Source organism: Coprococcus sp. HCN-4056, from assembly GCF_037892645.1.
Taxonomy (GTDB): Bacteria; Bacillota; Clostridia; order Lachnospirales; family Lachnospiraceae; genus Coprococcus; species Coprococcus ammoniilyticus.
Genome location: NZ_JBBKBL010000003.1, coordinates 325,099 through 340,944 on the forward strand (window position 1 = coordinate 325,099; position 15,846 = coordinate 340,944).

General features: G+C 43.1%; 6 protein-coding genes. 1 reads left to right on the forward strand and 5 read right to left on the reverse strand.

The window, feature by feature from the left end; all coding sequences use genetic code 11:
* Window positions 1–119: 119 nt before the first annotated feature.
* The 5 genes from WKT03_RS06555 to WKT03_RS06575 form a co-directional block, all read right to left on the reverse strand.
* Window positions 120–4,322 (reverse strand): Ig-like domain-containing protein, encoded by a 4,203-nt coding sequence (locus WKT03_RS06555; protein WP_340391275.1) that lies wholly within the window; start codon window positions 4,320–4,322, stop codon window positions 120–122.
* Window positions 4,323–4,552: 230 nt separating this feature from the next.
* A complete protein-coding gene (locus tag WKT03_RS06560; protein ID WP_021944726.1) occupies window positions 4,553–6,121 on the reverse strand; it encodes a glutamate synthase subunit beta in 1,569 nt (522 codons plus the stop codon).
* A gap of 2 nt (window positions 6,122–6,123) precedes the next feature.
* Window positions 6,124–10,671: a glutamate synthase large subunit gene (gene gltB / locus WKT03_RS06565; RefSeq protein ID WP_117823308.1), complete on the reverse strand. Its 4,548-nt coding sequence runs from the start codon at window positions 10,669–10,671 to the stop codon at window positions 6,124–6,126.
* A gap of 320 nt (window positions 10,672–10,991) precedes the next feature.
* Window positions 10,992–12,287, reverse strand: coding sequence for a glycoside hydrolase family 3 N-terminal domain-containing protein (locus tag WKT03_RS06570; protein ID WP_173784120.1), 1,296 nt, complete (start codon window positions 12,285–12,287; stop codon window positions 10,992–10,994).
* Between the two features lie 107 nt (window positions 12,288–12,394).
* Window positions 12,395–14,221: an LCP family protein gene (locus WKT03_RS06575; protein ID WP_118616231.1), complete on the reverse strand. Its 1,827-nt coding sequence runs from the start codon at window positions 14,219–14,221 to the stop codon at window positions 12,395–12,397.
* A gap of 201 nt (window positions 14,222–14,422) precedes the next feature.
* Here WKT03_RS06575 and WKT03_RS06580 point away from each other — a divergent pair, with 201 nt between their 5' ends.
* Window positions 14,423–15,649, forward strand: coding sequence for an argininosuccinate synthase (locus WKT03_RS06580; protein ID WP_021944730.1), 1,227 nt, complete (start codon window positions 14,423–14,425; stop codon window positions 15,647–15,649).
* Window positions 15,650–15,846: the final 197 nt, after the last annotated feature.

Consider the following 15,846-nt stretch of genomic DNA (forward strand, 5'->3'; position numbering starts at 1 on the left):
CAAAAGCCTAAGATAACAAAAGCAGGATATCCTCACTCCTTATCGGAGGTATTGGATATCCTGCTTTTTACTGTTCCCATGTTCCGGAAATACCGGTCATGGTCACCAAATCCTTATATTTACTTTACTGTTATTGTACACTTGGCAAATTTCTTGCTTCCATCCTTTGCCTTCACAGTAATTGTTACTTTACCCTTCTTCTTAGCTGTTACAAGACCAGATGCAGATACAGTTGCAACCTTCTTATTTGAAGATGTCCACTTTACTGTCTTATTACCTGCTGACTTTGGTCCTACAGTAGCTTTTAACAAATATGTTCCCTTCTTCTTGATCGTAACCTTTTTCTTATTCAGTTTGATCGTCTTAACCGGATTTGCAACGGTTACAGAACAAGTTGCGTAAACATTGCTTCCATCCTTCGCAGTACATGTAATCGTTACACGACCTGCTTTCTTAGCAGTTACAACACCCTTTGAGCTTACTGTTGCAATCTTTTTGTCTGAAGACTTCCAGGTTACAGCCTTGCTGGTTGCATTCTTTGGTCCAACCTTTGCTTTTAAGGTATATTTCTTACCCTTTAAGATTGTTCTCTGCGTCTGATTCAGTTTGATGGACTGTACCGGATTTACAACCGTAACACTACAGGTTGCGAATACGCCGCTTCCATCCTTTGCTTTACATGTAATAACTGCCTTTCCTGCTGCCATTGCAGTAACCTGACCATAAGATGTTACCTGTGCAACCTTTGCATTTGAGGAGCTCCACTCTACAGTAGCCATATTCGCATTTTCCGGTAATACCGTCTGTGTTAAGGACTGTTTATTGCCCACAAATAATTTCATTGTCGTTGCATCTAACTTGATTGATGTAACTCTCTGCTTAACCGTTACACGGCAGGTTGTCTTAGCACCCATTCCGTCTGCAGCACTACATGTGATTACGGCTGTACCTCTTCCAACCGCTGTGATCATACCCTTCTGATCTACTTTTGCGATCTTCTCATCGGAAGATGACCATACAACCTTCTTATTACCTGCATTTGCCGGTAATACAGATGCTGCGATCGAAGCTTTTTCGCCTGCATTGATCTCAACTGCTGTCTTATCCAGTGTGATATTTGTGATCTGCTGTACAACTGTGACTTTAATTTCTTTTTCAATATTACTTCCATCCTGTGTTGTACATCTTATCGTTGTTGTTCCCGGTGCAACACCACGGATTCTTCCGATCGTATATGAGATTCCATCTACTGTCATTGTTCCACCCGAAACGGTTGCAATGGATGTATCATCCGATGACCAGGACAGTGTCTTTTTGGTTGCTGTATCCGGTGTTACCTTTGTTTTTACAACCGTATCTTTATCAATATATGCGACTACATTTGTCTGATCAACGGTAATATCTTTTGCAAGTTCATTAATTGTAAGATTAAACTGTGACTGTTTACCGCTTCCATCAAGAGCCTTGCAGTAAATGATTACTTTACCCTGCTTTAATGCAGTGATCGTTCCATCAGCAGCAATTGCTGCAATGTTCTCATCCGAAGATGACCACTCTACATCCGGATTACTTGCATCTGCAGGCATAACATTTGCTGTTACTTTCATCTTCTCTCCGGAATTCATAACAGTTCCTTCTCTTACAATCTGGATTCCGGTTACTCTCTGTATAACTGTGATCTTGCACTCGGTTGATATACCATCTGCAATCGTACAGGTAATAATGGCTTCTCCCGGTGCTACTGCACTTACAATACCCGTGGTTGTTCCTACGGTTGCTATCTCCGGATTACTGCTGCTGTATTTCGGTTTAAATAAAGATGTATCTTCTGCCTGGATCTTTGCAACAAGTGTTACTCTTCTTTCCTCTGCAGTTGCTCCCTTGATCAGGGTATATTCTGTGTGATTTAAGGTTACACCATTTGCACTTGTATATACTGTGATCTCTGCTCTTGCATATATTCCCTGATTTGCCTTCAGCTTACAGAATATAGTAGCAGTTCCTTCAGAAATTGCTGTTACCTTACCATTCTGGTCAACCTGCGCTACGGTTTCATCACTGGATGACCATACAAGTTCTTTGTTTGTTGCGGTATCCGGTGTTACTGTTGCTGTGAATGTCTTAGATACACCTGTGAACATCGTTGTCTTCTGTTCTGACAGTGTTACACCTTCGCCCATCTGGGAAACATTTACCTTTAACACTGTATCTACACCTGAATCCTTTGAAATACAATGTAAGTATACTGTACCTGCCCCCTTTGCTGTCAACACGCCTGCATTGGTACAAGTTGCAACTTTATAATTTGATGCGCTGTCTTTATCTGCTGTTGTTGTAACCTTATAAGTAACGCCTGAATACTCTTTGTCTGCTACGCCTTCATCTGTATAGCAGGTTGCTGTAAGTGTTTTTGTTTTCAGGTCATCGCCAACCCAGCTTCCTGCTACCAGGTCGATCGTATCACCATCATTATATTCAACATTCTGTTTGTCTTTTAATACAACCTTTGTTACCGGCTTATGACAGCTGATCGTCATATAAGCTCTTGCTTTGTTATTGATATTTACATAAAGGGTTGCTGTTCCTGCGCCAACACAGGTAAGCGTGCCATCATTATCTACCTTGAATACCTTTGGATCACTGGAGCTCCAGGAAATGATATCCTTGGAATATTCGTTCTCCTTCTTATCCTTTGCAACTAATGTTGTGGTATCACCGACACGAAGGCTTAACTCTGCATTTCCGCTATTCACAATGCTGCCATTTGAGGTATACCATACAATTAAGGATAATGGATTATCAACAATTAATTTAAACTTTGCTGTCTGTTTTCCAAGTCCGATATAGTAACTATATTCAACATTCTGTGTCTTTTCATTGGTAACGTCTGTATATAAGGTGTATCCCTGAAGTGTTGCATTCTTGATCAGATTATTTCCATTCTGATCCGTCGTACGGATACATGCATATCCGATCGTATCATCCTTACGGTCTACACCGGAATACTCTGACTGATATCCATCGGCTACCAAATTCGCCATATTAAAGATGTAGTTTGGCTCTGACAGAGAAATATGTCTGCTGTTATTTGTACAGGAGAACTCACCCTCCAACAGTCCAGGACAGGAAGATACATCGATTGCAACCAAAGCATTATTATCCAGCTTCAATGTAGTTAAACCTGTATTATTCTTAACGTCAATTTTCTGTAAACGGTTATCCGAAAGATCCAGCTCTGTCAGTGCTGTGTTTTTGCTCACATCGATATCCATGAGCTGGTTGGAATTCAGATCCAGCTTCTCCAGTAACGGATTCTTCGTAACATCGATCGTGCTTAACAGCATAGCTCCAAGATTCAGATATTTCAGAACCGCATTCTTGCTGACATCCACAGACTGGATACTGTTATTGGACAGGTTCAATGTTTCCAGACTGGATTCTTTGGACACATCGATCGACTTGATCTTATTTCCTGCTACACTCAGTATCTGGAGCGACGTTGCTCCATCCATATTTAATACAGATATGGCATTATCATCTGCGATCAGTGTCTTAAGACCGGTATCACCTGTAATATCCAGCTCATTGATTCCACCTTCTCCACCTGACAGCATGTAGGAACAATCAACATAGGCTAATTTTGTATGATCCACACTGTTGCTTGATATATCTAACGTATGAAGCTTTGTCATATTCTGACAGTGCAGGAATTCCAGATTCGTGTTCTTGCTCAGATCCAGTGCCGACAATACGTTGTAACCAACATTCAGCCGCACAAGTGCCGGCAACTTTGACAGATCGATCGAAGTCAACTGGTTTCCATATACATTTAATTCTTTCAGAGCTGCATAAGTCGTCTGGAATGTGATATCTGTGATCTGATTATAGGAAAGATTAACAGAAGCAAGCTGTTCTGCTTTCTTTGGTAATGTAAATGTCGTCAACTGGTCGCTCGATGCATTAATAGATTTCAGATTCTCCAGATCCGCTACATCCAGACTTCCAATTGCCTGACCGGAACAGTCCAGATATTCCAGTGACGTAAATACATCCACGCCTGCAAGACTTGATATCTTCTTTGAATATGTACTGATACTTACATTCAGTGATGTTACCGCATCAATTTCTTTTTCTGACAACGTGCCATCTTTATTTGTATCAAAATTCGATGATACATATGACCGAAAGTTCGCGTCGGTAAATGTCGAATTGATATCTACATCTCCCGTTGCAGCGACAGCTACCGGACCAATTCCGGCAAACGACTGGAATACCAGCGCAAACCCTAGTGCCGCTGAGATAAATTTCTTACCTTTTCTCATAGTTTACTCTCCTTCTTTTTACTCATCTGCCTGATTTTGTTCTGTTAAAACATCGTTCCGGGCAGAGTTCACCTAGATAACATCTATTTTAAACGCCCCCGGTTTTTCTGTCAATAAGTATAAAAGAAAACCCAAAAAATTAGAAAATTTGCACATATTTAACAGAAAAAACTGCCATGCAGACATCCTTACTCCGGACATCTGCATAACAGTTTCTTCTATAAATATATTTAGCTGTTCAGGTTTGTATATCCAACCAACATCGAATCTACTGCAACAGCAGCTTCTCTACCTTCATGGATCGCCCATACGACCAGCGACTGGCCTCTGTGCATATCACCTGCAACAAATACCTTTGGCACATTCGTTGCATAGGACTTCGGGCATGCAGTCTTTACATTGGTACGTTCATTTAATTCTACGCCAAAGCTGTCTGCTACATACTTCTGGCTACCAAGAAATCCGGCTGCGATCAGAACAACTTCACAGTCGATCACATACTCACTGTCCGGTACCTCTGTCATATTCATGCGACCGGTCTTTGGATCCTTCTGCCAGTCAAGTTTTACGCACTTGGCCCCCTTCACATTACCATCCTTATCCTTTAAGAACTCCTTAACGGTCGTCTCATAGATACGAGGATCGTGTCCGTATACTGCAATTGCTTCCTGCTGACCATAATCGGTCTTGCAGACTCTCGGCCACTCCGGCCATGGGTTATTCTCTGCTCTCTGATCCGGAAGCTTCGGCATCATCTCAAGCTGGGTAACACTCTTTGCTCCTTCTCTGACGGCAGTTCCCACACAGTCATTACCGGTATCACCGCCGCCGATAACCAGAACATTTTTACCCTTGCAGTTCACGAACTGCTTATCTGCAAACTTTGAATTTACAAGACTCTTTGTCGTTGTCTTTAAGAAATCAACTGCAAAATAGATTCCCTTCGCATCTCTGCCTGCTGCCTTGATATCTCTTGGATTGGATGCGCCGCAGGCAAGTACAACTGCATCATATTCCTTTAACAGATCTTCTGCCTTTACATACTTTTGATTTGGATTCTTCAGATATCCTGTGATCTGGTCATCCTTTGGATACGGTGACTTTGCTGTGGACTTTCCGGTTGCCACTTCTGTATTTAATATAAAACGGATGCCTCGCTTTTCCATATATGCGATCTTACGGTCGATGACTTCTTTTTCCAGTTTCATATTTGGAATACCATACATCAGAAGTCCGCCCGGTCTGTCACTTCTCTCATATACAGTGACGTCATGTCCACGGCTGTTTAACATATCTGCTACAGCAAGTCCGGATGGACCGGAACCGATCACGGCAACTTTTTTGTCAGTTTTTCCTTTTGGAGGCTGATCATTTACCAGACCATTTGCATAGGCATATTCAATGATCGCACGTTCATTTTCTCTTACGGATACCGGATCACCGTTAATATTACAGGTACATGCCTTCTCACAGAGAGCCGGACATACACGGCTGGTAAATTCAGGGAAATTATTGGTCTTGCTCAGTCTGGCATAAGCATGTTCCCAGTTGTCATTATAGATCATATCGTTCCATTCAGGGATCAGATTATTTAACGGACAACCGGATGCCATACCGCCGATCATCATACCTGCCTGACAGAATGGAACACCACAGTCCATACATCTGGCAGCCTGGATCTTCTGTTCTTCAAGACTTAATGGTATATGGAATTCATTGAAATTCTTAATTCTTTCTTCCGGAGCGATCTCTATACTGGTTTCTCTTTCATATTCTAAAAATCCCGTTGGCTTTCCCATATCTATTTACCTCCATTTTTAATCTTGTAGAATGCTTCGATCGTTGCCTGTTCACTGGTCAGACCCTTTTCTTCCATCGCAACAATGGTGTTCATCATCTTTTCATAATCCTTTGGAATGATCTTCTTGAATTTTGGAAGATACTCATTAAACTTATCCAGGATTCGTTTTCCAATCTCTGAATTTGTATAATTTACATGATCCATGATCATCTGCTTCAGTTCACCGATCTCATATTTGTCGGATACTGCTTCCACATGGATCATTTCCTTATTCAGACGCTTATACAGGTCATTCTCCATATCAAGAACATATGCGATACCACCACTCATGCCGGCTGCAAAGTTCTTTCCGGTGCGTCCAAGGACTACCACCTTACCACCTGTCATATATTCGCAACCATGATCACCGACACCTTCAACAACTGCGGTTGCTCCGGAGTTACGAACTGCAAATCGTTCGCCGGCAACGCCGTTGATATATGCCTTGCCACTGGTTGCTCCGTAAAGTGCTACATTACCGATAATAATATTGTCTTCATGGACAAATTTTGCGGAACGTGGCGGATATACGATCAGCTTACCACCGGAAAGTCCTTTTCCGAAGTAGTCATTGCTGTCTCCGACAAGCTCTAAGGTAAGTCCCTTTGGTACAAATGCACCAAAGCTCTGTCCACCTGCGCCATTACATTTTACAAGGTAAGAATCATCCTCCAAGGTATCTCCATAGCGCTTTGTGATCTCTGATCCGAAGATCGTACCAACGGAACGATCGGTATTCACAACATCGATCTCGATACTCTTCTTCTGTCCCTTTTCAAGAGCAGGTCCGAGTTTCTTTAACAGAACACGCATATCGATCGTCTTTTCAAGCTGGAAGTCATATGGATGCTTCTCGTTATATTTGATCTTATTCTGAGGTGCGTCAATATATGGATTATTGATGATCAGTGACAGATCAACATTTCTGTCCTCTGCTCCCTTTCCTGCATATAACAGATCGGAACGTCCTACCAGTTCATCCACCGTTCTGACACCAAGCTTCGACATATATTCACGAAGCTCCTCTGCAATAAATTTCATAAAGTTGATGACATATTCCGGTTTGCCTTTGAATCTCTTACGAAGCTCCGGATTCTGTGTAGCGATACCAACCGGACAGGTATCCAGATTACATACCCGCATCATTACACAGCCCATGGTTACCAGCGGAGCTGTTGCAAATCCGAATTCCTCTGCACCAAGCATGGCTGCGATTGCAACATCACGTCCGGTCATCAGCTTACCATCGGTTTCAAGGATAACCTTGTTACGAAGATCATTCTTGATCAGTGTCTGGTGTGTCTCTGCCAGACCAAGCTCCCAAGGAAGTCCTGCATAATGAATGGAGTTATTTGGTGCTGCACCGGTACCACCATCGTAACCGGAGATGAGGATAACCTGTGCTCCTGCCTTTGCAACACCGGCTGCAACTGTACCAACACCGGCTTCTGATACCAGTTTTACAGAGATTCTTGCATCACGGTTTGCATTCTTGCAATCGTAGATCAACTGTGCCAGATCCTCGATCGAATAAATATCATGATGCGGTGGTGGTGAGATCAGGCTGACACCCGGAGTAGATAACCGAGTCTTTGCGATCCATGGATATACCTTTCCACCAGGAAGATGTCCACCTTCACCCGGTTTTGCGCCCTGTGCCATCTTGATCTGGATCTCTTTTGCGCTGACCAGATATCTGGATGTAACACCGAATCGTCCAGATGCTACCTGCTTGATCGCGGAGCAACGGTTCTTACCGTCTTTTCCTATTGTTAATCGGTCGATCGACTCTCCACCTTCACCGGAATTGGATTTACCACCGATCGTATTCATTGCGATCGCCATACATTCATGTGCTTCCTGTGAAATGGAACCATAACTCATTGCTCCGGTCTTGAAACGTTTTACAATGGATTCTACCGGTTCTACCTCTTCCAGCGGAATTGGATTCTCAGCATATTTGAATTCCATCAGTCCTCTCAGATGGAATGGTTTTGTCTCATCTTCCAGACATGCGGTATATTGCTTGAACAGGCTGTAATCTCCTCTTCTGGTCGCCTGCTGCAGCAGGTAGATCGTCTGTGGATTATACAGATGCTCTTCCTTACCGCTTCTGAACTTATGTGCACCGATGCTTGTCAGTGCAAGATTAGTATCCAGGCCAAGCGGATCAAATGCAGATGAATGAAGGGCATCCACCGTCTTCTCGATCTCCTTGATACCGGAACCGCCTACGCAGCTTACTGTATTTGTGAAATATTTATCAACGACCTCTTTGGAAAGTCCGATACATTCAAAGATCTGGGACCCCATGTAAGACTGGATCGTTGATACACCCATCTTGGATGCGATCTTTACGATGCCATGCATGATCGCTGCATTGTAATCATCGACAGCCGCATTGAAATCCTTATTTAACAGATGACTGTCTACCATCTGTTTGATCGTCTCAATTGCCAGATATGGGTTGACAGCACAGGCACCGTAACCAAGCAGGGTTGCAAAATGATGCACATTTCTAGGATCGGCACTCTCCAGAATGATCGCAACCGAAGTTCTCTTCTTGGTTCTTACCAGATGCTTCTGCATAGCCGAAACTGCTAATAAGGAAGGAATCGCAACATGTGTTTCATCGACACCACGGTCTGACAGGATCAGGATATTTACACCATCACGGTACAACTTATCTGCTTCTACAAACAGTCGATCCAATGCTTTTTCCAGTGATGTATTCTTATAGTAAAGGATTGGAAGAACGCCGACCTTCAATCCTTCTACCTTCATGTTCTTGATCTTTAAAATATCAGTATTTGTAAGGATTGGATTATGGATCTTTAATACATGACAGTTTTCCGGCTTCTCTTCCAGAATGTTGCCATCCTTTCCAAGATATACGGAAGTTGATGTAACGATCTCCTCACGGATCGCATCAATCGGAGGATTCGTTACCTGAGCAAATAACTGTTTGAAATAGTTAAACAATGGCTTGTCACTGTTTGAAAGTACAGCAAGCGGAGTATCCGTTCCCATTGCGCTGATCGCTTCTGCACCTTTTTCAGCCATTGGATAGATCGTATTCTTAAAGTCCTCAAATGTATAACCAAATGCTTTCTGAAGCTTTGCCCGTTCTTCATCGGTATATTCCTCTACACGGATGTTCGGGATCTTCAGGTCATTTAACTTGACCAGATTACTGTCGAGCCATTCACCATATGGTTTTGCTTTTGCATATTTTTCTTTGATCTCATCATCAGAGATCAGACGGCCGTTTACCGTATCAACTAAAAGCATACGTCCCGGTCTTAAACGATCCTTCTTTACGATCTTTGACGGATCGACCTCTAATACACCAACCTCTGAGGAAAGGATCAGGTAATCATCATCTGTTATATAATATCTGGAAGGTCTGAGTCCGTTACGGTCGAGCACTGCACCCATGATATCTCCGTCTGTGAACAGGATCGATGCAGGTCCGTCCCAAGGTTCCATCATAGTTGCATAATACTGATAGAAGTCCTTTTTCTCCTGACTCATAAATCGGTCATTCTCCCAAGGCTCCGGAATCGTGATCATAACGGCAAGTGGAAGCGGAATGCCATTTAATACCAGGAACTCCAGACAGTTATCCAGTCTGGCGGAATCGGAACCATTTGGATCAAGTACAGGCATAACCTTGTACATCTCATCCTGCATGATCGTGGATTCCATTGTCTCTTCTCTGGCGATCATCTTATCTTCATTTCCACGGATCGTATTGATCTCACCATTGTGACAAAGATAACGGTATGGATGTGCACGAAGCCAGCTAGGCGTTGTATTCGTTGAGAATCTTGAATGTACAAGTCCGATTGCTGATTCATAATCCGGATCCTGAAGGTCGTTATAGAACTTACGAAGCTCTCCAACTAAGAACATACCTTTATATACGATCGTCTTGCTGGAAAGTGATGGCACATAGGTATCATCGTTACTTTCTTCAAATATTCTTCTGACAAAATACAGTTTCCGGTCAAAATCAAGTCCTGCTTTTACGGTTGCCGGTCTCTTGATAAACGCCTGCATGATACATGGCATAACATCAATAGCTTTCTTACCGAGGATACCCGGAGTCGTCGGAACCATTCTCCAGCATAAGAACTCCAGTCCTTCTTTCTCGACAATAACCTCGAACATCTTCATTGCCTGTTTTCTTGACAGTTCATCCTGTGGAAAGAAAAACATACCAACACCATAATCCCGTTCCTTCCCCAGATCATATCCGAGTTCTGCAACGGCTTTTCTGAAAAACTTGTGTGAGATCTGAAGAAGGATACCTACACCGTCACCGGTTTTTCCTTCTGCATCTTTTCCTGCTCTGTGTTCCAGATTTTCAACAATCTTTAACGCATTATTTACGGTCTCATGTGTCTTAATGCCCTTGATATTCACAACAGCACCGATACCGCAGTTATCATGTTCATATTCTTCACGGTATAACCCTGGATTTTCTACATTTCTGTTATCTTCCATGCTCGTTTTCCTTTCCAACTTATTGCCAGTGCCTGTTGAGATCCTACTGCCCGATCATCTGATAGTATTTCTCAAATACAGCTCTGTGTTTTTATGATTTGTAATCATACTATCTTTTTTCCCGTTTGTAAACAACTTTTTTCGTCAAATTGTCAGATAGTTTGCAAACTTAATTTTGTAAAGTATTTTGTATTTACAATTTGTCATATTTATATATTAAAAAATGCAACTCAAGTGGTTTTATTCCTATGAATTGCATTTTTACTCATAATTTTTTCTGATATTTTCATCATTTTATATCATGTTTTTGAATTGTGTTACTATTGTTTCTCAATTTTATGATCTATCTGGATTCCATTTACCTGTTTTGCCATCAGTATCCGTTCCACGCTTTCATCGATCCGCTTCTCTGTCAGTTCTCCCTTGTCTAACGCAGTCAGAATCCCTTCAACCGTTTCCCCAAGTTCTTCCGGTTCAAGAATCAGATCCACCCCTGCCCGGATTGCCAGCACTGCTGCTTCTCCCGGTTCATAATGATCCGTGATCGCTTCCATCTGAAAGGAGTCTGTGATGATCAATCCATGAAAGGCCAGCTCGTTTCGCAGGCAGTCTGTAACCAGTGTTTCCGAGAGATCCGCCGGCTGATCTGATATGTCAGGCACTACCAGATGCCCGATCATAACACAATCAGTTCCTGCCCGGATTCCTGCCCGAAACGGAACAAACTCCTGCGTTTCCAGTTCTTGCAGCGTTCCCCTTACATATGCCGTTCCATAATGGGAATCCTCAACGGTATCCCCGTGTCCCGGAAAATGCTTCAGGGTGCACATCACGCCACCGGCATGAAAGCCCTCCACTGCATACGGAATCAGCTCCGCCGCCTGTTCATAATCATCACTGTATGCCCGTTTTCCGATCACGGTATTCTTAGGATTCGACCACACATCAGCCACCGGTGCGAAATCCAGATTAAACCCATAATATGCCAGATTGCTCCCAAGCTCCCTCGCATTTTCAAATGCCGTATCCGTACCATCATCCTTATATTCATACATCGGATCGATCGTCCCGCCTTCCCGGTTTCCGAGGTTCGACAGTACCCGGCTGACATTTCCACCTTCTTCATCTACCGCAAGGAATAATGCGATTTCCGATTGCTTCTGCAAATTTTTAATCAACTTCTTTAATTGCTTTTTGCTTTCGATATTTCTGGACTTCAGCATGATCCCGCCTACCGGATAGTCTGCAAGTGCCTGTTTCATTTCCACATCCACTTTTGTGACATCATGTGTTGTGACCAGATTCTCCGGATCGGCAATGATCATCTGGCACACCTTCTCCCGCAGTGTCATCGTAGATATGTACTGTTTTACCATAGCTGCCTGTTCCAGCTTACCTTCTGTTTCCAACTCCCACTCTGACAGGATATAGCTTTCTCTTCCACGAAACGGAACGATCTCTGTTTCTTCATCCGGAAGCTCTGCCGCACATACATGGGTGATTGCATCCTGCTCTACCCTATTCAGTTGTTGATTACCATTTCCGGCATTCCCGGCTCCAAATCCTGCTGTCAGAACAACGGTCAGGATACCGGATATCCACCATCGTTTTCTCATATGCATGACACCTGCCTTTCTTTGTTCTTGTGAAAAAGAACCTGAAAACCGCATCGGATACAGTTCTCAGGTTCTCTGTCTGAATCTATTTACCCGGCATCTGCCGACTATTCATTTTCTATCATACCCTCCGGAGGTGTTGTGATCGTCTTCACATCCGATGAATCATCTTCTTCTGTACCGTTTCCAGCTTCTGAAGCAGACTCCGTCGACTCAGTCGTAACTTCACTGACCGCCTGCTCGATATCAATGCTGCCTGCTGATGCCACACCGGTTTCATCAGCAATCGTTTTACTGATCGCAGCCGCCGTTGTCGATACCGAATATCCGCTGTCTCCATACAGCCATGCATGAAGTGCTGTTACATTTGCCGCCATATCTGCAGGCACGATCACACTGCCCTTATCCTCAAGGGATGCGAAGCTGTAGGCAAATGGAAAGCCCGTATTGCCTGTGATCTTGTAAGAAGCAACATTCTTCGCAAGCTTCTCCGCCTCTGTCTTTGTAAGGCTGGTAGAGATACAGCTAAAGGATACATCCAGCAGATTGCGGATCGTATCGGTTCCTGCATTTCCCAGCTTGCTGATCAGACCTAACAGAACGATTCTCTGTCGTTCGGTTCTGGTAATATCACCCTTTGCATTGCTCCGGATCCTGGTATAGGCTACTGCCTGCTGACCATTCAGGAGCTGTTTCCCCGCAGAATGAACACCATTGGAGTATTCTCCTGATATTGCGATCTGTTCTGCCAGATTCTTATTCAGGCTGTTGACTTCTTCCTCTTCAATCGTTATCTCCACACCACCAAGTGCATTGATGATGCTTGACATCGCATTAAAATCTACCGTTATATAATCTGTGATCTTCAGATCCAGATTCGTGTTCAGTGTGTTAATGGACATTAATGCTCCGCCCAACTGATATGCGTAATTTACCTTCTGTGTAACCGGTGTCTCACCCTGGATCTCAAACAATGTATCTCTGTACACGGATACCAGCTTTACTTCCTTTGTGTCATTATTGATACTGACAAGAAGGATCGTATCACTGTTGGTTCCTGTATTCAGATTGGCGTCTCTGGAATCCACACCATACAATACGATCGTTGTATATCCTTTCGTCGCATCTTCCACGCCATCATTCACTGTCAGGTCTGATTCCGCAATCGGACGGATATCCATCTGGTTATATTTGTATGATTTGTTTGCTCCAATATAACTTATCGTCAGCACGATAAAGACAATCAAAAGGACAACTCCAACGATCAGCCAACGATTAACAACAGATACAGTTCCAGATTGTTTCCGTTCCCTGTCCTTATCCTCTTTCTCTTCCTGTTCCTTTTTCAGATTCTGAAATGCCCGGCCGGCGCCAAACAATATATTCTGAAGATTCTCCTTGGCTGCTGATGTGCGTCCGCCATCTTCTTCCATAAAATCATCCGAAGAGTCATCATCATAATCAGGTTCTTCCGGTTCCGGCTCTTCTGTCAGTTCCAAAGTCTCTTCTTGGTCAAGTCCTGCATTCTTTCTTGCCAGCCGTTTCCGTTCCCGTTCTGCCGCAGCTTCAATATCATTTTTCTTTTCAGCTTTCTTTTCGATTTTCTTCTCTTCTTTTTTATTTTCTTCCTTTTTCTCCGGTTTCTTTGATACGCCGACTTCCTGTAATACAGATTCCAGCTTGTCCGCATACTCTTTATACGATTCCGACACCGGTTCCGGCGCTCTCTGTGTATCTTCCTTCTCCGATGCCTCCGACTGCTCCTGTATCTCATTCATACCCGCAGGAGCCTCCATTTCCTCTGTATCTGCACTTCCATTGATGATCGCATCGATCCGGTCATCATCGTCAGTCGTCATTTCCTTATTCCGTTGTAACAGTCTGTCCCGATATTCGGATAGACGTTGATCGAATTGTGTAGTCTTCTTATCCATATAAATAAAGACATCCTCTCTGCAACTTATTTTACGACATTATTATTTACATGATACAATAAAAAAGTGTAATTTACAACCAATATTCCTTTCAAAGTCCGATTTTCAGACCAGCATTTTCCAAAAATACTTGCATAATATTCATTACCGTTATATATTTATTTGCAGGTAAAACTTTATGAATTTAAGGAGGATTTAGAAATGGCAAAAGACAAAGTTGTTCTTGCATACTCAGGTGGTCTTGATACAACAGCTATCATCCCTTGGTTAAAAGAAACTTATGATTACGATGTTATCTGCGCCTGCATCGATGTAGGACAGGAAAGTGAACTGGAAGGGCTGGACGAAAGAGCAAAATATTCAGGAGCTTCCAAGTTATACATTCTGGATGTTGTTGATGAATTGTGTGATGAATACATCATGCCAACCGTTCAGGCAGATGCTGTATATGAGAATAAATATTTACTCGGTACTTCTTTCGCAAGACCTCTGATCGCTAAGAAATTAGTTGAGGTTGCACGTAAGGAAGGTGCTGTTGCGATCTGTCATGGTGCAACAGGAAAAGGAAATGATCAGTTAAGATTTGAGCTTTCAATTAAGGCTCTTGCTCCTGACATCAAGGTTATCGCTGTATGGAGACAGCCGGAATGGAAGCTGGATTCCCGGGATGCGGAGATCGCATACTGTCAGGCACATGGTATTAATCTTCCATTTGATGCTGCTCATTCTTACAGCCGTGACCGTAATATCTGGCACATCAGCCATGAAGGTCTGGAACTGGAGAATCCTGCAAACGAACCAAACTACGATGATCTTCTGGTTCTCGGTGTTACCCCTGAAAAGGCACCGGATGAGGATGAATATCTGACACTTGATTTTGAAAAGGGTATCCCAACTGCTATTAACGGTACAAAGATGAAAGTTTCTGATATCATTCGTGAATTAAATCGTTTAGGCGGAAAGCATGGTATCGGTATTATCGATATCGTTGAGAACCGTGTTGTCGGCATGAAGTCCCGTGGTGTTTATGAGACTCCCGGCGGAACAATTCTGATGGAAGCTCACAAGCAGTTAGAGGAGCTGACTCTGGATCGTGAAACACTTGCATACAAGAAGCTCGTAGCAACCAAGTTTGCCGATCTTGTATACGAAGGAAAGTGGTTCTGCCCTCTTCGTGAATCACTTCAGGCATTTGTTGAAAAGACACAGGAGACAGTTACCGGTCAGGTTAAGATGAGACTGTACAAGGGAAATATCATCAAAGCCGGAACAACTTCTCCATATTCTCTGTATTCTGAGAGTCTTGCAAGCTTCACTACCGGTGAGCTGTATGACCATAAGGATGCAACCGGATTCATCAACCTGTTCGGCCTGTCCATGAAAGTCCGCGCAATGATGAACGAGAAGAACAAGAACAACGACAAATAATAGTTGAAATGGAAGCGGCATTCCTGTTATAAAGGAAATTTCTTCCGTAAATCTTTGAAATAAAATGGGAAATACATTACATATTATTCCGCAAGTCGTTCGCACTCTATTTTAACGCAACGGTACTAAGCTCCTCGCCCATGGCGACTCGCTAAGAACCGGCGTTAAAAAAGGCTTGCTTCATAATAGTAATGCTA

Bases quoted from the DNA above. Each gene is read 5' to 3' on its own strand.
- WKT03_RS06555 (WP_340391275.1), bottom strand. From the start codon at position 4,322: ATGAGAAAAGGTAAGAAATTTATCTCAGCGGCACTAGGGTTTGCGCTG.
- WKT03_RS06560 (WP_021944726.1), bottom strand. From the start codon at position 6,121: ATGGGAAAGCCAACGGGATTTTTAGAATATGAAAGAGAAACCAGTATA.
- gltB (WP_117823308.1), bottom strand. From the start codon at position 10,671: ATGGAAGATAACAGAAATGTAGAAAATCCAGGGTTATACCGTGAAGAA.
- WKT03_RS06570 (WP_173784120.1), bottom strand. From the start codon at position 12,287: ATGAGAAAACGATGGTGGATATCCGGTATCCTGACCGTTGTTCTGACA.
- WKT03_RS06575 (WP_118616231.1), bottom strand. From the start codon at position 14,221: ATGGATAAGAAGACTACACAATTCGATCAACGTCTATCCGAATATCGG.
- WKT03_RS06580 (WP_021944730.1), top strand. From the start codon at position 14,423: ATGGCAAAAGACAAAGTTGTTCTTGCATACTCAGGTGGTCTTGATACA.